Genomic DNA, 23,474 nt, shown 5'->3' with positions numbered 1-23,474 from the left:
GCTCCTTCCCGCGCATGAGCCGGAGGCCAGCGTGGCGTCCAAAACAGGATGCCCACGCCGCATCGGCTACCCTGTGCACCTTTTGCACCAGCCGCGACCCATGGCCTCCCGACTCCCCGATCCTGGCGCCGACGAGCGCGCGCATTCCGAACGCCTGCTGCAGCTGCTGCGCACGCAGATCGCCTCGCAGGGCCCGATGCCGTTCGCGCAGTACATGGAGCGCTGCCTTTACGCACCGGGCCTGGGCTACTACAGCGCGGGCAAGACCAAGTTCGGCGCGGCGGGCGATTTCGTCACGGCGCCGGAACTCGGTGGCCTGTTCGCCCGCTGCGTGGTCAACGCGGTGCAGCCGGTCATGGCGATGCTGGGCGAGCAGGCGGATTTCCTCGAGCTCGGCGGCGGCAGCGGCGCGTTCGCCGAGGCCGCGCTGCTCGCCTTCGCCGACGCCGGCGTGCCGCCGCGCCGCTACCTGATCCTGGAACCCAGCGCCGACCTGCGCGAGCGCCAGCGCGAACGGCTCGCCACCGCCCTGCCGGCCGGGCTCAACGCGCGCGTGGCCTGGCTGGACCGCCCGCCGGAAGATGGCTGGCGCGGCGTGCTGTTCGCCAACGAGGTCGTCGACGCCTTGCCGACCACGCGCTTCACCCTGCGCACCGGCGAGGTCTACGAGGAACACGTGGCGCTGGATGGCGAAGGCCGGCTGATGCGCACCGACCGTCCGGCCGACGCGCTGGTCGCCGGCGCCGTGCGCCACCTGGAGCGCGACCTCGGCCGGCCGTTCGAGGACGGCTACCGCTCCGAAGTGCTGCCGCAGCTGCCGTACTGGATCCAGGCGGTGGCCGGCTCGCTCGAGGCCGGCGTGATGCTGTTCGTCGACTACGGCTACGTGCGCCGCGAGTACTACCTAGCCGAACGCCGGGATGGCACGCTGATGGCGCACTACCGCCACCACGCCCACGCCGATCCGCTCTACCTGCCCGGGCTCAACGACCTGACCGCCTCGGTCGATTTCACCGCGCTGGCGGAGGCTGGCAACAGCGCCGGTTTCGGCGTGGCGGCGTACCTGCCGCAGGCGCCGTTTCTGCTGGCGAGCGGCCTGCAGGGCGTGTTCGAGCAGGCGTACGCGCAAGCGGCCGACGACCTCGCTCGCCACCGGCTGGCGCAGGAGGTGCGCCGGCTGACGATGCCCGAACAGATGGGCGAACGCTTCCAGGCCATGCTGTTCGCGCGCGGCCTGGATGCGCTTCCGCTGGCCGCCGAATTGCTGGCAGCCGATCAGGGCGGGCGGCTCTGACGTCGATCCCTCACGCACGTGAGGGATCAACCGCAAACGCTACGCGCCGGAATCCGGCCAGCCCTGCGCGTGCCGGCGGACCAGTGCGGCCAGGCTCGCCACCTGCTCGGGCGAATCGTTGAGTGCAGGGATGTAGCGCAACTCCTTGCCGCCGGCGGCAACGAAGAAATCGCGGTTCTGCATGGCGATTTCCTCCAGCGTCTCCAGGCAGTCCACCGCGAAGCCGGGGCAGGCCACGTCCAGCCGCCGAACCCCCTCGGCGGCGAGCTGACGCACGGTGGCGTCCGTGTAAGGCTGCAACCATGGCTCGCGGCCCACACGCGACTGGAAGCTCAGCAGCAACTGGCCCGGATCCAGCCCCAGCCGCGTGCGCAGGCGGTGTGCAGTGGCCTGGCACTGATCCAGATAGGGATCGCCCAGCCGCACATAGCGCTCGGGGATGCCGTGGAAGGACAGCAGCAGCTTCTCCCCACGGCCGTGCTCGGCCCACCAGCGCTCGATGCTGCTGGCCAACGCCTCGATATGCGCCGGTTCGTCGTGGTAGTCGCTGACCAGGCGCAATTCCGGCGGCCAGCGCAGGCGCTTGAGTGCGTCCGCGACGGCGTCGATCACCGATCCGGTGGAGGTGGCGGAGTATTGCGGGTACAGCGGAATCACCAGCAGGCGACGGACGCCAGCCGCCTGCAACCGGTCGATCTGCGCTTGCACCGACGGCGCGCCATAGCGCATCGCCAGCGCCACCTGCGCCCGTCCGTCCAGTTCGGTCGCAAGCGCCTGGGCCAGCGCCTCGCTGAGCACGCGCAGCGGCGAACCGGCAGCGGTCCAGATGCGCGCGTAGGCATGGGCCGAGCGGCGCGGGCGTATCGCCAGGATGACCTTGAGGATCGGCCACCAGAGCCAGCGCGGATAGTCGATGACGCGCGGATCGGAAAGGAATTGGGCCAGATAGGTGCGCAGTGCGCGTGGCGTGGGCGCCTCCGGCGTACCCAGGTTCACCAGCAGCACGCCGGTTGCCGGGGCGCCAGCCTGAACGCCGCGGTCAGGGGCGGTGCCGGCAGGGCCGGTATAGTGGTTGGACTGTGGCATCGAACGGACCGGTGGCGCGCGGGCAGGCGGTGGAGTCTGCCACAAGCCGTCGGTACGCCCTCACATCCCTGGTGGAAGGAGCATCCCATGTTCAAGGCATTGCGTCGTTGCTCGCTGATCGCTCTGGCCCTGCTGCTGCCGGCGATGGCCGTGCATGCGGAAGATCCGCCGCTGGTGCGCTCGCAGAATGCCGTGCGCGTGCTGCGCGAGGTCATGCAGGCGCCGGACAAGGCGATCCCGCAGGATCTGCTCAAGAATGCCAAGGCGATCGCGGTGATTCCCGACATGGTCAAGGCCGGGCTGATCTTCGGCGGGCGTCGCGGCGAAGGCCTGATCTCGGTGAAGGGTCCGGACGGCACCTGGTCCAACCCGAGCTTCATCACGCTAACCGGCGGCAGCGTGGGCTTCCAGGCAGGCGTGTCCTCGACCGACGTGATCCTGGTGTTCCGCACTCAGCGCGGGGTGGACTCGATCGTCAACGGCAAGTTCACCATGGGCGCCGACGCGGCCGCCGCGGCCGGCCCGGTCGGCCGCACCGCCACCGCGGCCACCGACGAGCAGATGAAGGCGGAGATCTACTCCTACTCGCGCTCGCGCGGCCTGTTCGCCGGCGTGGCGCTGGACGGCTCGGTGCTGCGCATCGATTACGACGCCAACGCCGCCATCTATGGCGCAGGCGTCACGCCGCGGCGCATCTTCGAAGGCGGGGTCGCCAATGTGCCGGGGCCGGTCGTGGACTTCCGCGACCAGCTTGAGGAGTACACTTCGCGTTGATCCGCGTTGCTGGCATGGTGGGCGGCAACGCTACGTTTTCGGCTCAGTCCGTCAGAGGTTCGCAGTCATGGGTCTGGACAGTTTTTGGCATTGGATCATTCTGCTGGTGGTGGTGCTGGTGATCTTCGGCACCAGCAAGCTCTCCAAGATCGGCCCGGATCTTGGCAACGCCGTGCGCGGCTTCAAGAAGGCCATGCAGGGTGACGAGGAAGAGGAAGAGGCCAAGCGCAAGTCGCAGGAGCAGCTGCGCGCCGACCCGCCCGCGCCGGAGGGCGCCGCCAGCAAGGCGCGCGACACCAGCCAGACCAAGTAAGCGCGCGGTGGCGCGGCGATGATCGAGATCAGCTTCGGCAAGCTGCTGTTGCTTGCGCTCATTGCGCTGCTCGTGCTCGGGCCGGAGAAGCTGCCCGGCGCAGCACGCACCGCCGGCGCGCTGGTGCGGCGCGTGCGCAACAGCTGGGAAAGCGTGCGCGCGGAGGTCACCCGCGAACTGGAGATCGAGGAGATCAAACGCGCCGCGCGCGAGGCGGCCACGCGCGCCGAGGCCGCGCAGGAGCAGATGAATGCCACCGCCCGCGAAGTCCGCGAGGCGGTCAGTGCGGTGACGGCCGCGCCGGCATCCGCGCCGGTGGCGGAGCCGATGCGCCTGGCCGGTGAACCGGAAATCGAGTCCGCTCCACTCGAGGAGCCGCCGCCCGAACGCGATACCCTGACTGGCGACCTGTTCGCCGACGACCCGCAGCATGCCCCGGTGAAGGAACATCCGCATGGCCTCGCCTGAGCCCCAGCCCCAGCTGGATCTGCAGCAGGGCCTGTTCTCGCACCTGATCGAACTGCGCTCGCGCCTGCTCAAGGCCTGCGCGATGGTGCTCATCGTGCTGGTGGCGCTGATCCCCTTCGCCAACCGGCTCTACTCGCTGCTGGCCGCGCCGCTGGTGGCCCGGCTGCCGCAAGGCGCGCACCTGATCGCTACCGAAGTGGCCAGCCCGTTCGTCACGCCGCTGAAGCTCGCCTTCTACACCGCGCTGTTCATCAGCATGCCGGTGATCCTCTACCAGCTGTGGGCGTTCGTCAGCCCCGGCCTGTACAAGCATGAGAAGCGGCTGGCGCGGCCGCTGCTGGTGGCGGCCATGGTGCTGTTCTACATCGGCTGCGCCTTCGCCTATTTCCTGGTGCTGCCGGCGGCGTTCCGCTTCCTCACCGCGGTGACCCCCGCGGGCGTGGAGATGATGACCGACATCACGCATTACCTGGATTTCGTGATGCTGATGTTCTTTGCCTTCGGCCTGTGCTTCGAGGTGCCGGTGGCGGTGGTGATCCTGGCTGCGGTGGGCGTGGTCGACGTGGCCAAGCTGCGCAGCGTGCGCCGCTACGCGGTCGTGGGCGCGTTCGCGATCGCCGCGGTGATCACGCCGCCGGACATCACCTCGATGATCATGCTGGCAGTGCCGATGTGCCTGCTCTATGAGCTGGGCGTGCTGGCGGTGCGCTGGCTGGTCAAGCCGCGCGAGGCTTCGGACGAGTCGCACGCCTGACTCCGCTCCCTCGGGAGAGCGAGGAGTCCCGACGACTACCGCGCCGTACTGGCGCGATGCCCGAGCGCCAATCCCTTGAGGATGTTCAGCGCCTGCGCCAGGGTGTAGTCCTCGGTGGCGAGCTTGGCGTTGGCGGCGCTGCCGTCGTTGTCGATGTCCTTGCCGGCGCCGGCGTTCTCGTTGGCCAGGTGATGCCTGAGGTCGGCCTCGGAGGAGATCGGCTCAGGCCCGTTGTCGGCGCGATTGACGGTGAGGTCGGCCAGGGCGATGTCCGGCTTGATGCCTGCCGCCTGGATCGAGGTGCCGTTGGGCGTGTAGTAGCGGGCGGTGGTGAGCTTGACCGCGTGGTCGGCGTCCAGCGGCAGCACCGTCTGCACCACGCCCTTGCCGAAGGTGCGCCGTCCCACGATCAGCGCGCGGCGGTTGTCCTTGAGCGCGCCGGAAACGATCTCGGCGGCCGAGGCGGTGCCGTTGTCCACCAGCAGGACGATCGGCGCGCCCTTGAGCAGGTCGCCCGGGTGCGCGGCGAACTTGAGGTTCGCATCGGCCAGGCGCCCGCGCGTGGTGACGATCGTACCCGCATCGAGGAAGTCGTCGCTGACCGCTACCGCGGTGGTGAGCAGGCCGCCGGGATTGGAGCGCAGGTCCAGCACCGCGCCCTTGGGCTGGCCATGCTTGGCCGCGTAGTCGGCGAATTTCTTCTCGAGGTCGCCGGCGGTGTCTTCCTGGAACTGGCTGATGCGGATGTAGACGTAGCCGGGCTCGAGCTCGCGCAGCTTCACGCTGGTCACCGAGATCTGCTCGCGCACCAGATGCATGTCGACCGGCTTGTCGCTCTTTTCGTGCAGGATGGTCAGGGTGATCTTGCTGCCCGGTTCGCCGCGCAGCAGCTTGAACATGTCGTCGACGTTGTCCGGGTCGACCGCTTTGCCGTCGATCTTGACGATGGTGTCGCCGGGCTTAATGCCAGCGCGCGCCGCAGGGGTGTCGTCGATCGGCGAGACGATGCGCAGCGTGCCGTCGACCTCCAGCACCTCGATCCCCAAGCCGCTGTACTGGCCGGTGGTGTCTTCCGAGAGCTGCTCCAGGCCCTGCTTGTCCAGGTATTCGCTGTGGGGGTCCAGTCCGCTCAGCATGCCGCTGATGGCGGCCTTCATCAGGGTCTTGTTGTCGACCGGCTCGACGTACGCCTGGCGGATCACCTCGTAGACGCGACTGAAGTTGCGCACGTCGTCCAGATCGACGCGGTCGGGCGCGCTGGCCGCGGCCGCCGGCGCGCTCACGGCATGGGCCGGAGCCTGCTGCGCATGCAGCGGAGCGAGCAGCAGCGCGGCGCACACGGCGCAGGCCAGGGCACGGGGGGACGGTTGCATGCGATGACTCCTGCGTCGATGGGGTTCGCCGGACGGATGGCCTTGGACCGCGCGCGGGCGCGGTCGTTCAAACGCAAGCCTGCGGCCGGAGGAAGGGCGCGTCAACGCCGCCTTGCCAGCCAGCTGCGCGGATCGACCGGCTTGTTGTTGTGGCGCAGCTCGAAATACACGCCGGTGTTGACGCCGAGCAGTGGCGTGGCGGTGCCGATGGTCTGGCCGGCCTCGACCTGGTCGCCCACGCCCTGCAGCAGGCTCTCGTTGTTGCCGTACATGCTCAGCCAGCCATCGCCGTGGTTGAGGATGACCAGCAGGCCGTAGCCGCGCAGGAACGCCGCGTAGACCACCCGGCCGCGCGCCACGGCATGCACTTCGCTGCCGCCCTGGGCCTTGATCAGCACGCCGTTGCCGTAACTGACCACCGCGCCGGCCGCAGGCCAAGGCAGGTTGCCTCGGATGTCGGCCTTGCCGCCGGCACGGCTGGGCGCGGCCGGACTGGTACGCGCGTTGCGCGCGGCCTCTCGCGCGGCCTCGTCGATCGCCCGCTGCAACTGGTCGACCAGGTGATCGAGCGACTGCGCGTTCTGCTTCATCGCGGTCAGGCGCTGCGCTTCGTCCTTGTACTTGGCATCCACCTGGGCGACCAGCTTCTTCTGTGCCGCACGCTGTACCGCCAGCACCTCGGCCTTGCCGGCGCGCTCGGCGCGGGTGGCGGACAGCGCCTGCTGCTCGGCGGTGATCTGGGCCTCCAGTTGCTGCAGGCGGCTGAGCTCGCCCATCAACTGCGCCACGCGCGCGGCGCGGTCCTGCTGGAAGTACCGGGAATAGGTCAGCGCGCGCGCGATCTGCGCGAGGTCCTGGTCGCCCAGCAGCAGGCGCAGGTCGGTGCCACGGCCGAGCGTGTAGGTGGCGCGCAGCAGGTCGGCGATGGCGGCGCGCTGGCCGGACAGGCGCCGCTCCAGATCGGCGCGTTGCCCCTGCAGCTGCTCGAGGTCCTGCTGCTTGGCAGCCACTGCGGCATCCACCTCGCGCAGGGCGCGGGCTGCAGCGGCCAGCGCATCGGCCTGGCGCGCCAGCTCGGCGTTGGCGCTGTCACGCCGCGCGGCGGTTTGCGCCTGCTCGTTCGCCAGCGCCTCCATCCTGCTGCGCAGTTCGGCCAGCTGCTGCTTGGCCTCGGCCTGTTTGTGGCGGGAAGACTCTTGCGCGCCGGCGGGGACCGCGGCGATCAGAGCGATGAGGGCCGTCAGGCGGACGAGAATACGAAGGGAGGGGCGGCGCATGGCGCCCGATTATCCCCGAAGCGGGCGCGCGGTAGGGCGGAATGGCCCTGGCGCCGGCTGGACGAGGCCACCACCGGTCCGGTCGCCGCCGAGGAAAGCCCGGGTTCGGACTCTGCAGCAGATGCTCCGCCACGGCCCCCCGGACCCTGGCGAGCTCGACATTTGGACGCCTAGACGGCCACACGGCAGCGTGTCTGCAAGCGTAAAATCTTGCGCGTTAATTTGCCGGATATTGAAGTTAAGTGCTTGTAAGTGATGGCACAAAGTGGAAGACTCCGAGCCGCAACTCCCCTCGCCCGTCGAGCTGGTGGCGTCGCATCATCCACCCCAGTCCTCGGGCGCGTTGCGCACCCATAATCCGAGGACTTGAGTCATGAAGCCTAACAAGCTCGCTTTCGCGTTGGCTGGTTTGCTGTTGACGCCTCTTGGAACTGCCTTCGCGCAGACCACCCCAGCTACCCCTCCCACCGGCAACGCGTCCCCGCAGAATCCGCCACCGGACCAGCAGGCCAATCCGCAACAGGCGAAGCAACTGCAGACCATTACCGTCACCGGCTCGGCCATCCCGCGTATCGACGTGGAAACGCCTTCTCCGGTCACGGTGATCACCGCTGCCCAGATCGCGCGCAGCGGTCTGACGACGATATCGGACGTCGTTCGCGCGATTTCGGCCGACAACAGCGGCTCGATCCCGAACGCCTTCAGCAACGGTTTCGCTGCGGGTTCTTCGGGTGTGGCGCTGCGTGGCCTGACAGTCAATTCCACCCTGGTGGTGATCGACGGCCATCGCGTCACCAGCTACCCCGTGGCGGATGACGGCGAACGTTCCTTCGTCGACCTCAACACCATTCCGCTGGCCGCGGTCGAGCGCATCGAAGTGCTGAAGGACGGCGCCTCGTCGCTGTACGGCGCCGACGCCATCGCGGGCGTGGTCAACATCATCATGAAGCCCAGCTTCAAGGGCATCGAGGCCACCGCCGACGTGGGCACCTCCCAGCATGGCGGAGGGTTCACCCGCAAGGCCACGTTGCTAGCCGGCGGCGGTGACCTGGAGAAGGACCGCTACAACGGCTACATGAGCGTGCAGTACCAGAAGGACAACCCAATCTGGACCCGGCAGCGCTCCTTCCCGTTCAACACGGGTGACCTGAGTTCGCTCGGCGGACCGGGGCTGGGCGGCCCGGCGGCGCGGGCCGGCGGCACCAACGGCGCCATCATGCCCAGCACGGGCGGATTGTGGCAGCCCCTGCAGGCCTGCACTTCAGGACCCTTGGTCACCGATGCCACGGGCAGCTACTGCCGCTACGACCCGGTCAACCTGTTCGGTCAGCTGCAACCGGCGATGGAACAGGGCGGCGTGTCCGGGCGCTTTACCATCAAGTTGAACGACACCACCCAGGCTTACCTCGAAGCCAGCTACATGGAGGCCAAGACCGAAGCTCCGGGCGGCCCGCGGCCGATCCAGAACAGCACGCCGCACAACACCAGTGGGATCACCCTGCCTGTGGGCAACCCGTCCAATCCGTTCGCGGTGCCGGCGCTGATCAGCTACAGCTTCGGCGACATTCCCAGCGGCTTCAACTACAACAATCACAACGCGCGCATCGTGGGCGACGTCCGCGGCCAGTGGTCCGACTGGAACTGGGACGCTACCGCGGTGATCAACCACGCCTGGCTGGACACTACCCAATACGGCTTCATCAGCTACCAGGGCCTGCTCGCCGCTGTGGCCAACGGTTCCTACAACTTCGTCAATCCCAGCGCCAATTCCGCTGCGGTCCGCGCGTCACTGGCGCCGGGCTACCAGAAGACCTCCACCACCGATCTGGACTCGCTGGACCTGTCGGCCAACCGCTCGCTGTGGGATCTGCCCGGCGGCTCGGCCGGCCTCGCCTTAGGCGTGCAATTGCGGCATGAGGCGCAGAACGATCCCACGCTCAATCCCAACTTCGAGTTCCAGGGCCTGGGCAACGCGCAGACCAAGGGCAGCCGCGACGTGAGCGGCGCCTATGCCGAGCTTGACTTGCCGCTGTTCCAGCAGTTGGAAGTGGATGCCTCCGGGCGTTTCGACCACTACACCGACGTGGGCAACAATTTCTCGCCCAAGCTGGGCATCAAGTACAAGCCGTTCGACTGGGTGGCCATCCGCGGCACCTGGTCGAAGGGTTTCCGCGCCCCGGCGTTCGCCGAGAATGGCTCCAGTTCGACCCAGGGCTTCATCACCTACACGCCGCCGCCGGCCTTCCAGGCACTGCACGGCGGCAGTACCTACGTGACCGTGCCCTACGGCCTGTCGGAGTACACCCTGGCCAACCCCAACATCAAGCCGGAGAAGTCCAGGAGCTTCACCCTGGGTGTGGTGCTGCAGCCGACCAGCTGGCTCAATGCCTCGATCGACTACTACAACATCAGGAAGAGCAACCTGATCGTGCAGGCCGACACGTCGGCGGCGCTGGCCAACTACTATGCCGGCCTGCCGCAATCGCCCGGCGTGACCGTGGTGCCCGACCTGCCCGACCCGGCCAATCCGGCCGCGCAGCCGCGACCCGCCGAACTGATCGGCTCCTACCTCAACGCGCAGCAGCTCAAGACCACCGGCGTGGACCTGGACCTGCAGGCCCATTTCGATTTCCCCAACGGCATGCGCTACACCACCGAGCTGACCGGCACGCAGATCTTCCAGTGGAAGCTGAGGCTGCCTGACGGCACCAGCCAGAGCTACGTGGGCACACAGGGTCCGTACAACCTGTCCTCCGGCGCCGGCACGCCGCGCACCCGAGCGTCGTGGGCCAATACGCTGGAAGCCGGCCCGCTCACGGTCACAGGTACGCTCTACTACACCAGCGGCTATAAGGAGATCGCGGCGGACGTGGGTGTGCTCGGCTTGTTCGACGGCGACTGCCTGTCCACCACGCCGGCGGGCACCAACTTCCCGGCGAGTTGCCATGTGGGCTCGTTCTACGACTTCGACCTGACCGGTAGCTACGCCTTCAACGACAAGGTCAGCCTCACCGCTTCGATCATGAACCTGTTCGATCACAAGCCGCCGTTCGACCCGGCCAACTACGCCGGCGCGGGCGCCAACTACAACCCGACCTGGTCGCAGGCGGGCGTCGTGGGCCGCTTCTACAACCTGGGTGTGAAGGTGCGCCTGTAAGACAGCCACCTCGCCCGCGGCACCGTCGCGGGCGAGGTGCTCTGGCATCATGCCGTGCGTGCGTCGATGTTCGGCGCGCGCTTTTTTTTGCCGTCGATAGGAACGCCATGTGCCTGATCGCCTTCGCCTGGCTGTCGCACCCGCGCTGGCGGCTGGTGCTGGCGGGCAACCGCGACGAATTCCATGCGCGGGCGAGCGCCCCGCTTGCACGTTGGGACGGCCTACCGCTGATCGCCGGGCGCGACCTGGAAGGCGGCGGCACCTGGCTCGGCGTGAACTCGTCGGGCCGCTGCGGCGTGGTGACCAACGTGCGCGACCCGCGCGATCCGCAACACGGCCTCTCGCGCGGTCTGCTGGTGACCGACTGGCTGCTCGCGACGTCGGATGCCCCCATGCACGCGCGTGCCCTGCACCAGCTCGCGGTCCGTTACCGGCCCTTCAACCTGCTCACCTTCGACGACCAAGCCGCCTTCTACCTGGGCAACAGGCCCGGACCCAGTGCGCAGCCGGTGGCGCCTGGCGTGCACGGTCTTTCCAACGCCGACTTCAACACGACCTGGCCGAAGACGCGCCGGCTGATGGCGCGCCTGCAAGCCTGGCTGGAGGACGCCACGCCGGACGATTTCGCGGTGCTGTTCAAAGCCCTGGCCGACGAGCTTCCTGCGAGCGACGAGGAACTGCCCGACACCGGCATCGGCCGCGAGCGCGAGCGCCATCTGTCGGCCGCGTTCATCCGCGGCGAGACCTACGGCACCCGCGCGAGCACCGTGGTGGCGATCGATCATGCCGGCGGCGGCCGCATCATCGAGCGCCGCTTTGGTCCCGGCGGGCGCCCCGAGGGCGAGACCTCGCTGCAATGGGCGCCGTCCGAGCACGCACGCGCGCCGTAGCGTGGGTCGTCGCTGGCCGGGCGGTGTCCACGCCTGCCTGAACGCGCACGCGGCGCATCCCCGTTGCCTTACGCATCCGGTGGGCCTCCCGCCCATGCGGCGGTCCGGCCTGGCGCGTACCGTGGCCGAAGGATCAACCGCAGGATGCGACCGATGCGCAAGCCATGGCGATACCCTTGCGGGCTGCTGGCCGGACTCTGGCTCGCGGCGCCGTGCCACGCCGTTTGTCCGGCATGGAACGCCCAGCGCGCCAGCCAGGAGCTGCGCGCACTGCACGACCAGCTCGACGGCTGGAACCATGCCTACCGCACGGATGGCCGTTCGCCGGTCGACGATGCGATCTACGACCAGGCGCTGGAGCGCTACGAAAGCTGGCTCGTCTGTTTTCCCGCACAGGCACCCGCACCCCTCGCGCACCTCGCCGATGCCACCGGACCGGTGCGCGCGCCGGTCGCGCAGACCGGTCTGGCCAAGCTGTACGACGCTGCCGCCGTGCAGGCCTGGATGGACGCGCGCGGCGGGCGCGACCTGTGGGTGCAACCCAAGGCCGATGGCGTGGCCGTGACCTTGCTCTACGTCGATGGCCGGCTGCGCCAGGCAGTGAGCCGCGGCGACGGCGTGCGCGGCTCGGACTGGACAGCCAAGGTGCAGCGCATCGCGGCAGTGCCAAAGCAACTGCCGCAGGCACCGGCTCGCGTCGTGCTGCAGGGTGAGCTGGTGTGGCGCCTGCCCGGTCATCGGCAGGCGCAGGACGGCGGCGTGCGTGCACGCGCCGATGTCGCCGGTGCACTGGCACGCGAACCGTTCGACGGGCGGGTGGGCGAGCGTATCGACCTGTTCGTGTGGGACTGGCCGAGCGGCCCGCCCGACATGCGTGCCCGCTTGGCCGGTCTTGCGGCCATGGGCCTGGGCGCCAGCGCCGCGCTGACCGAGCCTGTGCGCGACCTGGATGAGGTGCGCCGCTGGCGCGATCGCTGGTATCGCGGCGCCTTGCCCTTCGCCACCGACGGCACCGTCCTGCGCCAGGGCGGTCGCCCGCCCGCGGCGCAATGGATCGCATCGCCGCCGGATTGGGCGGTCGCGTGGAAATACCCGCCAGCACAGGCGCTGGCCACGGTGCGCGCTGTCGACTTCCGCCGTGGCCGGCGCGGCCGCATCAGCGTGGTGCTGGAACTGGAGCCGGTGGTGCTGGACGACCGCACGGTGCGCCGCGTGAGCGTGGGCTCGATCGAACACTGGCGCCGCCTCGATGTGCGGCCAGGCGACCAGGTCGCGCTGTCGTTGGCGGGCCTGACCATCCCGCGCTTCGATGCGGTGGTCTGGCGCACGCGCGAGCGCGCGGCGGTGGCGATGCCGGACGAGGAAGCACGCGACGGGCTGGACTGCTGGCATCCGCAGGCCGGTTGCCGACGCCAGTTCCTGGCGCGGTTGGTGTGGCTGGGCGGGCGCCAGGGGCTGGCTCTGGACGGTGCCGGCGAGGCGACATGGAGCGCCCTCATCGATGCCGGACTGGTACATGGCCTGCTCGACTGGATGAACCTGACGCCCGCGCAGTTGGCGGTAGTGCCGGGGATCGGGCCGGGGCGCGCCGCGCATCTGGCCCGGACTTTCGCGCGCAGCCGCGGCAAAGCCTTCACGTCTTGGCTTGCCGCGCTCGGCATGCCGCCGGCAGGCAAGGCCTCGCTGCCCGACTGGCGGTCGCTGTCGCGACGCGATGCCGCCGCGTGGGAGAGCGAACCGGGCGTTGGCCCGGGACGGGCGGCGCAGTTGCGGGCGTTCTTCCATCATCCGGAAGTGCAACGGCTGGCGGATCGATTGCACGAGGCTGGTGTCGCGGGCTTCTGAATCTCGCGCGCGGATTCGACCGGTCGGCGGGTGTGCCGGGCAGCCGGCGTGGGCAGGCTGCAGTGGCCGCTAGGTGAGAATCTCGCCGTCGAGGTAGTACCAGCGCCCGTCATCGCGCCGGAAGCGGCTGACCTCGTGCAGCCGCTGCGCGCGCCCGCCGCCGTAGCGCAAGCGAGCGACGAACTCCACTACCGACTCGGTAGCGCCGTCCTCGTGGCGCTTGACCGATAGTCCCAGCCAGCTCGGCGCCGGTTGTTGCGTGGCCAGTTTCAGGTGAGCCGGCCGCGTGCTCGGATGCCAGGTGGCTAGCAGGTAATCCTCGCGCTTGAGCACGTAGGCGCTGTAGCGCGAGCGCATCAACGCCTCGGCCGAGGAGGCGGGCCTGCCTTCATGCAGCGGACCGCAGCAGCGCGCGTAACCGCTGGCATTGCCGCAAGGGCAGGGCGTGAGGGTGTCGACGGCGCGCACGTGGTAAGGAAGTCCGCAGCAAGACAGCAAGCCCATCCTGCCGCGTCGCGAAAAAATTGCAAATGCGCGTGCACTCGGCCCAGGCGGCACACGTGCCGCTCAACCCTGCCTCAAGTGCGGGTCCGCACCATGCCAAGGCATGCTCAGGCGGGGCGGCCGCGCAGCACGCGCGCCGGAAGCAACAGCAATGCGGCGAGGAAGGCGAACACGGCGTGCAGCGTGATGCCGACCAGCCGGAACGGCAGCGAGGCCAGCCACACGATCGGGTAGAGCACCAAGGCCAGCAGCGCGAGCGGCCAGCAGAACACGAGCAGCAGAAGCCAGAGCAGGAAACCGACCATGACCATTCCTCGGGCAGTGGAAATGCTGCGACTCTAGCGCGCCACGGGGGCATCGCGTAGATGCCTCCCGGCACCCGCGTATTGCCTTTCGAAGGCTCGCTAGTGCATGCCTGCCATCGGATCGACGCCGATCAGCCAGCCGTGCAGCCAGAACGCGAACACCGCCCAGGCGACGGTGCCGACCACCAGCGCGATCCCATCGCCGCGCAGCGTGCCCGGTGCAGCACGCACGCCGGCCAGTCGGTCGCGTTGCTGCAGGGCGAGGGCCATCAGCAGTGCCCAGGACAGGAAGGCACCGAACAGCACCGCGTCGTGCAGCATGCCGTTGGACAACAGGTGCCCGGAGGCCCACACCACCACACCCAACAGCATTGGTTGCCCCAGCGCGGCCTTGATGTGGTTGCGCGGCACGTACGCGGCCGCCACCAGTACGAAGGCCACCAGCGTGAACAGCGCGGTGAGGTGGCGCAGCGAGGCCGGCGGCGCATACAGCACCAGCGGCAGCTGCCGGGCCAGCCCGAAGCCCCAGCAGATCATCACCAGGCCGGCCAGTGCGACCAGCGCGAACAGTCCCTTCCACGGCCTCTCGCCGAAATGCGCGATCTGCCGCTCGCGCCAGCGCGGCGCGAGCAGGCGCACAAGGTGCACGCCGCAGAAGGCGAACAGGCCGAAGATCAGGATCTGCATCGCGTTTCTCCGTGAGGGCCCGCGGCCGATCATAGGATGCAGGCGGCGGGCCCGTGTGACGGGCTCGCTTGGCCGCTGGCGTGCTTTCAGTCCAGGCGGTGCACCTGCACGGCGAGCGCCACGCCCTGCGGCGCCAGCAGGATGCGCGAGGGGGTCTCGTTCTGCCGCCGCCAGATGTCGCCTTCCTGCAGCGTGCGGCCATCCAGCACGAGCGTGCCGCGGGCGAGGTAGACCAGCACCGTGTCCGGGTGGATCGTCGCATCCGCCGGCGTGCGCCACACCGTGAGCCGGCCGCGCGCGCGACCGCGTCGCGTCATCAGGTTGAAGTCGCGGGTGGGGCCGCCGGCCAGCGCCACGGTCACCTTCGCCTCGCCACGGAAATCGAAGGGCGCGAATGGCTCGGTCAGGTCGTGGCCGCGCCCGTCATCCAGTTGCATGCGGAAGCCCTCCCCTTCGAGCAGCACGATGCTGCGGTCGACGCCGGGAAAGGCGGAGAACGGCGCGGCGCTGTCCACCTCCGCGATGCTGGCGCGCCAGAGGAAATCCTCCATGCCGGCCCCCGGCGGCTCGACGGCGAGCTCGCGCGTGCGGCCCAGGCCATTCTTCCAGGGCTGGGCGGGGCAGTCGTGCAGGTGCAGGATCGGCATGGTGGTTTGCTGGCGGGAGCGGCGGGATTGTAGGGGTGATTTCGATTACCCATGAGCGCAGTCGATTCTTCTCCCGGCAAGCGGGGGAAGGCCTCTCACGAGGCTGCGCGGCGGCGAGTCTTCCCCGCGTGCGAGCCGGTGGCCTCAGGTGATCACCCGCTCGAACGGCGGCAGCGCGCGCAGCATGCCGGCGCCGTAGCGCTTGGTGACCACGCGGCGGTCCAGCAGCACGATGCGCCCACGGTCGGCCTCGCTGCGGATCAGGCGGCCGCAGTACTGGGTCAGCAGGCGCGTGGCCTCCGGAATGCTCACTTCCAGGAACGGATTGCGCCCGCGCGATTCCAGCCACTCGGCATAGGTGGCGCCGACCGGATCGGTCGGCACGGCGAACGGGAGCTGGGTGATCACCACCGTCTCGCACAACTTGCCGGGCAGGTCCAGGCCCTCGCCGAAGCTGGCCAGGCCGAACAGCGTGCTGCCCTTGCCGGCTTCGATGTCAGCGACGTGTTCGGCGATCAGTTGCGCCTTGCCCAACGAGCCCTGCGCGCGCACCTTGCGCACCTTGTCGATCGGCAGGCGCTGCAGCACCCGGTCGAGCTTGGCTCGCGAGGTGAACAGCACCAGGTTGCCGGCGCCCCAGTCCAGGTGCCCGGCCAGCCAGTCGCAGATCGCCTGGGCGTGCTCCTCGCGCGCGTCGGGCAGCGCATCGAGAGCGGGGACTTCCAGCCGCGCCTGGCGCGCGAGATCGAACGGCGAGGGCAGGCTCAGCGTGACCGCCTGGTCCGGCAGGCCCACCGCATCGGCGTAGCCGCGGAAGTTGCCGCCGGCGCTCAGCGTGGCCGAGGTCAGCACCACGCCGCTGGCGTTGTTCCACAGCACGTGGCGCAGCAGGCCCCCGGCGGAGACGGACGAGGCATGGCAGACCAGTTGCTGGTCGCCGGCCAGGGTGACCCAGCGTGCCAGCGGCGGCGCATGCTCGGCATCCTCGTCGGACCATGCGCGCCAGGTGCGTTCCTGCCGGTCCAGCCGCTCCAGTGCCATGCCGAGCTCGCGCGCCAGCGCCTCCTGGGTCGGGCCGCCGTCGGTCATCTCGACCACGGCGCGGCGCACGGCGGTGAGCCAGCGCTGGATCTCGGCAGTCTGCGCATGCAGCGCCTGTGCCTGCATCACCCAGTCTTCCGGCAGCTGGCCGAGCGAGCCGCGGTACATCGGCTCGTTCTCGCCCGGGTCGGGCAGCCAGGCCAGGCGGATCGCCTTTTCCAATTCCTCCAGGCCGTCGCTCAACTCCTGCAGCTTGGTGTCGCCCGCATCGAGAGTCAGCTTGCCCAGCGACTCCTTGTCGGTGAGCGAATAGGCCGCGTGCACCTGGCGCGCCAGGCGGCTCAGCTGGCGCACGCTGGCGCCCATGTACACCTCGGCGGCGCCGCGGTCGATCGCCTTGGCCGGCACGTGATGCGCCTCGTCGAACACGTACAGCGTCTCGGCCGGCTTGGGCAGGATCACGCCGCCCCAGCCCTCGTCCTCGCCGGGCATGGTGAGGTCGGCCAGCACCAGGTCCTGGTTGGCGACGATCAGCTCGGCGTCGGCTACCGCGCGGCGCGCGGCGAAGAACGGGCAGTTCATGAAGTGGATGCACTTGCGAGAGGTGCAGCCGCCGGCGCTGGTGGTCAGCATCGGGCGAAGCACGTCGCCGACCGGCTCGGGCGCGGCATCCATGTCGCCGCTCCACTCGCCGCGCTCGAAGGCGCCGGCGAGCTTGGACAGCGCCTGCTTGTCGCGCTCGGCCGGTGGCTTGGACCACAGCGCGAGGTCGGCATCGAAACCCAGGCCCAGCTGGCTGGCCTCGGCGCCCATGCTCTGGCGGGCCATCGCCAGGTTGCGCGGGCACAGGTAGCGGCCGCGGCCCTTGGCCAGCGCGACCTTGGCCTGGTACCCGACAAGTTTCAGGTACAGCGGGATGTCGCGCTCGACCAATTGCTCCTGCAGCGCCACGGTGGCGGTGGCGATCAGCAGCTTCTTCTTCTGTGCGCGGGCCACTTCCATGCCCGCGATCAGGTAGGCCATCGACTTGCCGGTGCCGGTCGGCGCCTCGATCGCCGCGGCGCCGCCCTCGCTGGCCAGCGCCTTGGCCACCTCGGCGATCATCCGCCCCTGCGCGGCGCGTGGGCGGAAGCCGGGCAAGCCTTCCTTCAGGCGCGCGTAGGCGGCGCGGATCGCGTCCTTGGTGGGGTCGGTGAGCATCGCCCGATTCTAGCCGGGCGCGTGCTGCAGCGCCCCTCGCAAGCTCGAGACACGGCTCAAGATATGGTCGTGGCGGCCGATCCGGTGATAGCCGATGATGACTTGCGCGCGAGGACATTACAGTAGTTGCATAAGGGGGCATGGCTTGGACCCGCATGCCTGCGGGTCCGGGCCACCGAACCGGCGAGGATGGCTCGCATGAACGTTTCACGCGACACGCCGTCGCCAGCGGCGGAAACCGGGCAGCTGGCCTGGCTCAGGCGACTGGTCGCCGCCGCCACGCCGGTGACGGTGGGCGCGACCATCGCGGCCTTCGCGCGCGCGCAGGGTTGCGCCGACGCGGCCGTCACCTGGATCGGCTCGGGCATGCCGTTTGCTTGCAGCGCGAGCGGCCCCCCTCCCGATACCGAGCAGGTAGCGCACGCACGCACGATGCTGGAGGCATCCACCGCTCCCTTCGTGACCATCGGCTGCCACCTGGCGATCCGCCTGCTGCCGCAACAGCGCGCAATGCTGCTGCTGGCGCTCAAGGAGGGTCAGAAGGCCGAACCGCTGATGGCATCGCTGGAACCGTTCCTCGAACTGGCCAGCCAGCACCTGCAACGAGTGCTGCAACTGACCGACCTGCAGGACTCGCACAAGCAGCTGGCGCGCTCCGAGGCGCTGCAGCGCGCCCTGTTCGCCATCGCCGACCTGGCCGGTTCCGAACTGGACATGCCGGAGATGTTGCGCGGCATCCACGGCATCATCAGCTCGCTGATGTACGCCGAGAACTTCTTCATCGTACGCAGCGACCCCCAGCACGGCACCATGCGCTTCCTCTACTACGTCGACGTGGAGGACACCGACGCACCCGATACCAGTCACGACGTGCCGCTGGCTAGCCTGCGCAATTCGCTCACCTGGCACCTGCTCACCGGTGGCAAGGCGCTGATGGGCAGCCTGGAAGAGATCAGCCGCAAGGTCACCGGCACGTTCTCGCCGTCCGGGCCGGACAGCGTCGACTGGCTGGGCGTGCCCATGCTGCGCGACGGCCAGGTGCATGGCGCGCTGGTGGTGCAGAGCTACCGTCCCGGTATCGGCTTTTCCGAGGAGGACCGCGCCCTGCTGGAGTTCGTCGGCAGCCACGTGCTGACCGCGCTCGAACGCAAGCAGAGCAAGGCCGAACTGGAAGGGCGCGTGCGCCTCCGCACGCAGGAACTGGCGGCGGCCAACCGCGGCCTGCAGCAGGAGGTGCTGGAACGCCAGCGCGCCGAGCGTCTGCAGGCGGCGCTGTTCCACCTGGCGCAGCTGGCCACCGCCGACATCGACAAGAACGAGTTCTACGAGCGCACCCATGCGGTGGTCAACGAGTTGATCAACGCGGACAACTTCTTCATCGCGCTGCTCTCGGATGACCGCCAGCGGCTGGTGTTCCCCTATTACGTCGACGCCGGCGTGCGCAAGGCGGAGGAGCGCGCGCTCGGCCGCGGCCTCTCCGAATACGTGTTGCGCACCGGCCGGCCGCTGCTGGCCTTCCAGGATGACACGCTCGCGCTGGCCCGCCAGGGCGAGGTGGACCTGCAGCGTGTCGGCCGGCCGGCCGTGTGTTGGCTCGGGGTGCCGCTGCGGGTCGCGGAGGAGGCGATCGGCCTGGTCGCGGTGCAGAGCTATACGCCCTCGGTCGATTACGACCAGGCCGATCAGGAGCTGCTCACCTTCGCCGCGTTGCAAATCGCCAACAGCATTCATCGTCGCCGCGCGGCGGCGTCGCTGCAGCGCGCCTATGCGGAGCTGGAGCTGCGCGTGCAGGAGCGCACCTTCGAGCTGCGCCAGGAGATCGCCGAACGCGAGCGCGTCCAGGACCAGCTCAAGCACGAGGTGATGCACGATGCGCTCACCGGGTTGCCCAACCGCGGCTTCCTGCGCGAGCGCCTCGAGCGCGCACTCGCGATCCTGCAGCACGAGCCCGGCCGGCGTTGCGCGTTGCTGTACCTGGACGTGGACCGCTTCAAGGTGATCAACGACAGCCTCGGACATCTCGCCGGCGACGCCTTCCTCAAGGAGATCGCACACCGCCTGCAAATCTGCATGCGCGAGCCGGACGTGGTGGCGCGGCTGTCCGGCGACGAATTCGCGATCCTGCTGGAGAACGTGGAGGTGCCGGCGGCTGCGGTGGCGGTCGCCCAGCGCGTGCTCGATGCGCTCAGCGTGCCGATGCAGGTCGCCGGCCGCGAGCTGGCGCCATCGGCCAGCATGGGTATCGCCGTTGGCGACAACACCTATCAGACCGCCGACGAACTGCTGCGCGACGCCGACATCGCGCTCTATCGAGCCAAGGAGCAGGGCCGCAACCGCTACGAACTGTTCGACGAGACGCTGGCCAAGAACGCGGTCGACGTGCTGATGATGGAAGGCGAACTGCGCCAGGCCCTGCAGCGCGACGAGTTCGAGCCCTACCTGCAGCCGTTCTGCCGGCTCGACGACAACAGGGTGGTGGGCTACGAGGCGCTGCTGCGCTGGAACCATCCGGTGCTGGGCGTGCTCGGGCCGGCCGACTTCCTCAAGGTGGCGCAGGACAGCGGGCACATCGAGACCATCGATTGGCGGCTGTTCGAGCGCAGCTGCGAGCGCTTCCTGCGGCTTTCGGACACCGATACCTTCCTGACCTTCAACGTCTCGGCGCTGCACCTGCGCCACGGCGATTTCGACGTCCGCCTGGTGCGCCTGCTCGAGCGCATGAAGCTGCCGCCCTGGCGGCTTATCGTGGAGGTCACCGAGGGCTCCCTGCTGGACAACCCCGAACAGGTGCGCACGATGCTCGAACGCCTGCGGGCGATCGGCGTGGGCGCCGCGCTGGACGATTTCGGCACCGGCTACTCGTCGCTGAGCTACCTGCACTCGCTGCCGCTGCGCATGCTCAAGATCGACCGCGCATTCGTGCATGCGCTGGGCGAGGACGAGCACAGCACCGCGACCACCGTCGTGGCCGCGATTCTGGCGCTGGCCCGCGCGCTCAACATCCAGGTGATCGCCGAAGGCATCGAGACGCCGGCCCAGCGCCAGGCGCTGCTGGACATGGGCTGCGAGCTGGGGCAGGGCTATCTGCTGGGTCGCCCGGCGCCGATCGGGCAATGGTTGCGGAACGAGGTGTAGTTCCCGGCACGGCCGCAGCGCGCGCTACTGCCCGACGATATCCCGCGCGACCGCCTCCGCCACGCGGATCCCGTCCACCGCAGCGGAAAGGATCCCGCCCGCATACCCCGCGCCTTCGCCCGCGGGAAACAGCCCGCGCGTGTTGAGGCTCTGATAGTCGCCCTCGTTGCGCCGGATGCGCACCGGAGAAGACGTGCGCGTCTCCACGCCGGTCAGCATTGCATCGTGCATGGCGAAGCCGCGGATCTGCCGGTCGAACATCGGCAGCGCCTCGCGGATCGCGCCGATGGCGTAGTCCGGCAATGCGCTGGAGAGGTCGGCCAGGTGCACGCCAGGCTTGTACGAAGGCAGCACTTCGCCGAAGGCCTTCGAGGGACGACCGGCGAGGAAGTCACCCACGCGCTGGCCCGGCGCGCTGTAGTCGCCGCCGCCCATGGCGAAGGCATGCGACTCCCAGTGCCGCTGCAGCGCGATGCCGGCCAGCGGCCCCTCGCCGTAGGGCGCGAAGTCCTCCGGCGTGATGCCGCAGACGATCGCCGCGTTGGCGTTGCGTTCGTTGCGGGAGTACTGGCTCATGCCGTTGGTGACCACGCGGCCCGGCTCGGAGGTGGCGGCCACCACCGTGCCGCCGGGGCACATGCAGAAGCTGTACACCGACCGCCCGCTCTGGCCGGCCTTGTTGCCGTGGTGGACCAGCTTGTAGTCGGCCGCGCCCAGGACCGGGTGCCCGGCCTGCGAGCCGAAGCGGGCGCGGTCGATCACCGATTGCGGATGCTCGATGCGGAAGCCGATCGAAAATGGCTTGGCCTCCAGGTGGACGCCGCGTGCGTGCAGCATCTCGAAGGTATCGCGCGCGCTGTGGCCCACGGCCAGCACCATATGATCCGAGCGCAGTTCCTCGCCGTCGGCCAGCCGAACGCCGCGCACGTGGCGCGCGCCGTCGGCGCCGGTCTCGACCAGCAGGTCGTCCACCCGCTGGTCGAAGCGGATCTCGCCACCCAGCGCCTGGATCGTGGCGCGCATGTTCTCCACCATCGTCACCAGACGGAAAGTGCCGATGTGCGGCTTGCTGACGTAGAGGATCTCCTCCGGCGCGCCGGCCTTGACGAACTCGGTCAGCACCTTGCGGCCGTGATGGTGCGGGTCGGAGATCTGGCTGTGCAGCTTGCCGTCGGAAAAGGTGCCGGCACCGCCCTCGCCGAACTGCACGTTCGACTCCGGATGCAGGTTGCGCTTGCGCCACAGGTCCCAGGTGTCCTTGGTGCGCTCGCGCACTGCCTTGCCGCGGTCGAGCACGATCGGCGCCAGGCCCAGCTCGGCCAGGATCAGCGCGGCGAAGATGCCGCACGGGCCGAAGCCGACCACGAGCGGGCGGTGTGCGTACCGGACGGGCGCCTGCGCGACCGGGTGGTAGCTCGTGTCGGGCGTGGGCTGCACGTGGCGATCGTCGGCGAAGCGCGCGAGCACCGCCGCCTCGTCCGCCACTTCCACGTCCAGCGTGTAGATCAGCGCGATCGCACCGCGCTTGCGCGCGTCGTAGCCGCGGCGGAACACGCTGTAGCCGCGCAACGCCTCCGCGGGAATGCACAGCCGCTCGCGGATGGCGCGGTCCAGCGCTTCGGGCGGATGGTCTAGCGGAAGCTTGAGGTCGGTCAGTCGCAGCATGGAGCCGGCAGGTTGGTGGCCGGGACCGGGATCGGTCCGTCGCGCCAGGCTGCGTATTGTCCGTGCGAGGGGCGGGCCTGGACAAGGCGAGCCGGCGGGTGACGCATCGGGACAGGCCTTGCCCTCAGGTGCTCAACGCCGGCGCATTCCAGTCCATGCCGCATCGGCCTCAGGCGGCAAGAATGGTCAGGAACTGCGCGCCGGTGGCCCGCGGGTGCAGCAGCACGACGCGCGAGCCGTACTTGCGCGCGGCCGGCGTGCACAGCTCACCGTCATCGGTGACCACGGCCAGCGGCGTGGGACGGGCGGTATCCAGCGGGCGCCGATAGACCAGCCCGTGCTGCGGGCCGCCGGCGATGATGCATTCGACGAAGTTTTCCATGGGTCTGCTCGAGTGGGGCTCGCGCAGGAGCAAGCAGAAGGCGGGCCAGTGGCCGCCGGCCAGCGTGAAGCCCATCACGTTTCGCAACATGCGGCGGATCGGCGTGCCGCCAAGGTTCAGCCGGGCGCGGCGGCAGGCCGCCGCGCCCGCTCGGACCTTACTGCTGGGCGCCGGCGATGAAGTCGGTCTTGCCCAGGTCCGCGCCGGCCTCGCGCAGGATCACGTAGGTGGTGGTGCAGTGGAAATACAGGTTCGGGACGATGAAGGTGAGCAGGTACTCCTGCCCGGTGAACTTCAGCTCGCCGCTGCGCATCTTCAGCTCGATGGCGCGCGTTTCGCTACCGTCGATCTGCGCGGGCTCGAAGCCCTTGATATAGGCGATGACTTTTTCGATGCGGGCGTAGAGCTGCTCCAGCGTGGTCTCGTTGTCCTCGAACGAGGCCGGTTCCACGCCGGCGAGACGGGCAGTGCCGCGCGCGGCCATGTCGCAGGCGATCTGCACCTGCTTGGTCAGCGGCAGCATGTCCGGGATCAGGCGGGTGCCCAGCAGCACTTCGTCGGTCACGCCCTTGGCCTTGGCGTGCGCCTCGCCTTTCTTGAGCACATGGAGGAGGTTGGACAGCGCGCGCTCGAACACGGGTACGGAAGCCTGGTACATCGAAAGCGTCATGGAGAAC

At 69.2% G+C, this 23,474-nt stretch carries 20 protein-coding genes and 2 pseudogenes; 11 read left to right on the top strand and 11 right to left on the bottom strand.

Translation table 11 applies throughout. The features are described 5' to 3' along the window. Positions 1–100: 100 nt before the first annotated feature. The gene (locus VGU65_RS09725; RefSeq protein WP_327475181.1) at positions 101–1,294 is read left to right on the top strand and encodes a class I SAM-dependent methyltransferase; all 1,194 of its coding nucleotides are present in this window, start codon (positions 101–103) and stop codon (positions 1,292–1,294) included. Positions 1,295–1,333: 39 nt separating this feature from the next. Here the strand turns inward: VGU65_RS09725 and hemH are convergent, their stop codons facing one another. Beyond that, positions 1,334–2,380, bottom strand: a complete 1,047-nt coding sequence (gene hemH, locus VGU65_RS09720; protein ID WP_327475179.1) for a ferrochelatase — start codon at positions 2,378–2,380, stop codon at positions 1,334–1,336. A gap of 87 nt (positions 2,381–2,467) precedes the next feature. Between hemH and VGU65_RS09715 the strand changes: the two genes are divergently transcribed. The 4 genes from VGU65_RS09715 to tatC all read left to right on the top strand — a co-directional run bounded on the left by VGU65_RS09715 (position 2,468) and on the right by tatC (position 4,689). Next, complete coding sequence (locus VGU65_RS09715; RefSeq protein WP_327475177.1) at positions 2,468–3,154, top strand: lipid-binding SYLF domain-containing protein; 687 nt, start codon at positions 2,468–2,470, stop codon at positions 3,152–3,154. A gap of 67 nt (positions 3,155–3,221) precedes the next feature. Further along, positions 3,222–3,467, top strand: coding sequence for a twin-arginine translocase TatA/TatE family subunit (locus VGU65_RS09710; RefSeq protein ID WP_327475175.1), 246 nt, complete (start codon positions 3,222–3,224; stop codon positions 3,465–3,467). 18 nt (positions 3,468–3,485) lie between these two features. Continuing rightward, a complete protein-coding gene (gene tatB / locus VGU65_RS09705) occupies positions 3,486–3,935 on the top strand; it encodes a Sec-independent protein translocase protein TatB (protein WP_327475173.1) in 450 nt (149 codons plus the stop codon). Continuing rightward, positions 3,922–4,689 (top strand): twin-arginine translocase subunit TatC, encoded by a 768-nt coding sequence (gene tatC, locus VGU65_RS09700; RefSeq protein WP_327475171.1) that lies wholly within the window; start codon positions 3,922–3,924, stop codon positions 4,687–4,689. The genes tatB and tatC overlap by 14 nt, the downstream gene beginning before the upstream one ends. A gap of 35 nt (positions 4,690–4,724) precedes the next feature. Here tatC and VGU65_RS09695 read toward each other — a convergent pair whose 3' ends face one another. After that, entirely contained in the window at positions 4,725–6,062 is a 1,338-nt protein-coding gene (locus VGU65_RS09695) for a S41 family peptidase (RefSeq protein ID WP_327475169.1), read from the bottom strand. 101 nt (positions 6,063–6,163) lie between these two features. Beyond that, positions 6,164–7,339, bottom strand: coding sequence for a murein hydrolase activator EnvC family protein (locus VGU65_RS09690; RefSeq protein WP_327475167.1), 1,176 nt, complete (start codon positions 7,337–7,339; stop codon positions 6,164–6,166). A 373-nt stretch (positions 7,340–7,712) separates the two neighbouring features. On the opposite strand from VGU65_RS09690, the gene VGU65_RS09685 reads away from it, so the two are divergent. The 3 genes from VGU65_RS09685 (at position 7,713) to ligB (ending at position 13,231) form a co-directional block, all read left to right on the top strand. After that, entirely contained in the window at positions 7,713–10,496 is a 2,784-nt protein-coding gene (locus tag VGU65_RS09685; protein WP_327475165.1) for a TonB-dependent receptor, read from the top strand. Between the two features lie 107 nt (positions 10,497–10,603). Beyond that, positions 10,604–11,386, top strand: a complete 783-nt coding sequence (locus tag VGU65_RS09680) for an NRDE family protein (RefSeq protein ID WP_327475163.1) — start codon at positions 10,604–10,606, stop codon at positions 11,384–11,386. 153 nt (positions 11,387–11,539) lie between these two features. Then, positions 11,540–13,231, top strand: a complete 1,692-nt coding sequence (ligB, locus tag VGU65_RS09675) for an NAD-dependent DNA ligase LigB (RefSeq protein WP_327475161.1) — start codon at positions 11,540–11,542, stop codon at positions 13,229–13,231. Between the two features lie 69 nt (positions 13,232–13,300). Here the strand turns inward: ligB and VGU65_RS09670 are convergent, their stop codons facing one another. The 5 genes from VGU65_RS09670 to dinG all read right to left on the bottom strand — a co-directional run bounded on the left by VGU65_RS09670 (position 13,301) and on the right by dinG (position 17,615). Continuing rightward, entirely contained in the window at positions 13,301–13,699 is a 399-nt protein-coding gene (locus VGU65_RS09670) for a YchJ family protein (protein ID WP_414655807.1), read from the bottom strand. Positions 13,700–13,842: 143 nt separating this feature from the next. Next, positions 13,843–14,040 carry a hypothetical protein gene (locus tag VGU65_RS09665; protein WP_327475157.1) on the bottom strand — a complete coding sequence of 66 codons (198 nt, stop codon included), beginning with the start codon at positions 14,038–14,040 and terminating at the stop codon, positions 13,843–13,845. A 99-nt stretch (positions 14,041–14,139) separates the two neighbouring features. Further along, positions 14,140–14,727: an NnrU family protein gene (locus VGU65_RS09660; RefSeq protein ID WP_327475156.1), complete on the bottom strand. Its 588-nt coding sequence runs from the start codon at positions 14,725–14,727 to the stop codon at positions 14,140–14,142. 86 nt (positions 14,728–14,813) lie between these two features. Continuing rightward, entirely contained in the window at positions 14,814–15,374 is a 561-nt protein-coding gene (locus tag VGU65_RS09655; RefSeq protein ID WP_327475154.1) for a HutD/Ves family protein, read from the bottom strand. Positions 15,375–15,518: 144 nt separating this feature from the next. Beyond that, the gene (gene dinG / locus VGU65_RS09650; RefSeq protein WP_327475152.1) at positions 15,519–17,615 is read right to left on the bottom strand and encodes an ATP-dependent DNA helicase DinG; all 2,097 of its coding nucleotides are present in this window, start codon (positions 17,613–17,615) and stop codon (positions 15,519–15,521) included. A gap of 189 nt (positions 17,616–17,804) precedes the next feature. On the opposite strand from dinG, the pseudogene VGU65_RS15650 reads away from it, so the two are divergent. From VGU65_RS15650 to VGU65_RS15640, 3 genes and pseudogenes are all read left to right on the top strand, one after another. Further along, positions 17,805–19,334 (top strand): annotated as a pseudogene (locus tag VGU65_RS15650) (GAF domain-containing protein); the annotation flags it as partial. Positions 19,335–19,400: 66 nt separating this feature from the next. Further along, positions 19,401–19,949, top strand: a pseudogene (locus VGU65_RS15645) (diguanylate cyclase domain-containing protein); the annotation flags it as partial. A gap of 51 nt (positions 19,950–20,000) precedes the next feature. Then, complete coding sequence (locus VGU65_RS15640) at positions 20,001–20,750, top strand: EAL domain-containing protein (protein WP_414655811.1); 750 nt, start codon at positions 20,001–20,003, stop codon at positions 20,748–20,750. A 24-nt stretch (positions 20,751–20,774) separates the two neighbouring features. Here the strand turns inward: VGU65_RS15640 and VGU65_RS09640 are convergent, their stop codons facing one another. From VGU65_RS09640 to VGU65_RS09630, 3 genes are all read right to left on the bottom strand, one after another. Continuing rightward, a complete protein-coding gene (locus VGU65_RS09640) occupies positions 20,775–22,415 on the bottom strand; it encodes an NAD(P)/FAD-dependent oxidoreductase (protein WP_327475148.1) in 1,641 nt (546 codons plus the stop codon). 169 nt (positions 22,416–22,584) lie between these two features. After that, positions 22,585–22,797 (bottom strand): hypothetical protein, encoded by a 213-nt coding sequence (locus VGU65_RS09635; RefSeq protein WP_327475146.1) that lies wholly within the window; start codon positions 22,795–22,797, stop codon positions 22,585–22,587. A 157-nt stretch (positions 22,798–22,954) separates the two neighbouring features. Continuing rightward, complete coding sequence (locus tag VGU65_RS09630; RefSeq protein ID WP_327475144.1) at positions 22,955–23,467, bottom strand: DUF1993 domain-containing protein; 513 nt, start codon at positions 23,465–23,467, stop codon at positions 22,955–22,957. Between the last annotated feature and the right edge of the window lie 7 nt (positions 23,468–23,474).

Source organism: Frateuria sp. (genome assembly GCF_035943815.1).
Classification (GTDB): domain Bacteria; phylum Pseudomonadota; class Gammaproteobacteria; order Xanthomonadales; family Rhodanobacteraceae; genus Frateuria_A.
The sequence above is the reverse complement of the archived record's forward strand: the minus strand, read 5'-3'. Positions and strand labels throughout refer to the sequence as shown.

Coding starts and splice junctions, on each gene's coding strand:
- VGU65_RS09630 (WP_327475144.1), bottom strand. CDS start 23,467: ATGACGCTTTCGATGTACCAGGCTTCCGTACCCGTGTTCGAGCGCGCG.
- VGU65_RS09640 (WP_327475148.1), bottom strand. CDS start 22,415: ATGCTGCGACTGACCGACCTCAAGCTTCCGCTAGACCATCCGCCCGAA.
- VGU65_RS09695 (WP_327475169.1), bottom strand. CDS start 6,062: ATGCAACCGTCCCCCCGTGCCCTGGCCTGCGCCGTGTGCGCCGCGCTG.
- VGU65_RS09655 (WP_327475154.1), bottom strand. CDS start 15,374: ATGCCGATCCTGCACCTGCACGACTGCCCCGCCCAGCCCTGGAAGAAT.
- VGU65_RS09690 (WP_327475167.1), bottom strand. CDS start 7,339: ATGCGCCGCCCCTCCCTTCGTATTCTCGTCCGCCTGACGGCCCTCATC.
- hemH (WP_327475179.1), bottom strand. CDS start 2,380: ATGCCACAGTCCAACCACTATACCGGCCCTGCCGGCACCGCCCCTGAC.
- tatB (WP_327475173.1), top strand. CDS start 3,486: ATGATCGAGATCAGCTTCGGCAAGCTGCTGTTGCTTGCGCTCATTGCG.
- VGU65_RS09685 (WP_327475165.1), top strand. CDS start 7,713: ATGAAGCCTAACAAGCTCGCTTTCGCGTTGGCTGGTTTGCTGTTGACG.
- VGU65_RS09710 (WP_327475175.1), top strand. CDS start 3,222: ATGGGTCTGGACAGTTTTTGGCATTGGATCATTCTGCTGGTGGTGGTG.
- VGU65_RS09680 (WP_327475163.1), top strand. CDS start 10,604: ATGTGCCTGATCGCCTTCGCCTGGCTGTCGCACCCGCGCTGGCGGCTG.
- VGU65_RS09635 (WP_327475146.1), bottom strand. CDS start 22,797: ATGGAAAACTTCGTCGAATGCATCATCGCCGGCGGCCCGCAGCACGGG.
- VGU65_RS15640 (WP_414655811.1), top strand. CDS start 20,001: ATGATGGAAGGCGAACTGCGCCAGGCCCTGCAGCGCGACGAGTTCGAG.
- VGU65_RS09715 (WP_327475177.1), top strand. CDS start 2,468: ATGTTCAAGGCATTGCGTCGTTGCTCGCTGATCGCTCTGGCCCTGCTG.
- ligB (WP_327475161.1), top strand. CDS start 11,540: ATGCGCAAGCCATGGCGATACCCTTGCGGGCTGCTGGCCGGACTCTGG.
- dinG (WP_327475152.1), bottom strand. CDS start 17,615: ATGCTCACCGACCCCACCAAGGACGCGATCCGCGCCGCCTACGCGCGC.
- VGU65_RS09660 (WP_327475156.1), bottom strand. CDS start 14,727: ATGCAGATCCTGATCTTCGGCCTGTTCGCCTTCTGCGGCGTGCACCTT.
- tatC (WP_327475171.1), top strand. CDS start 3,922: ATGGCCTCGCCTGAGCCCCAGCCCCAGCTGGATCTGCAGCAGGGCCTG.
- VGU65_RS09725 (WP_327475181.1), top strand. CDS start 101: ATGGCCTCCCGACTCCCCGATCCTGGCGCCGACGAGCGCGCGCATTCC.
- VGU65_RS09665 (WP_327475157.1), bottom strand. CDS start 14,040: ATGGTCGGTTTCCTGCTCTGGCTTCTGCTGCTCGTGTTCTGCTGGCCG.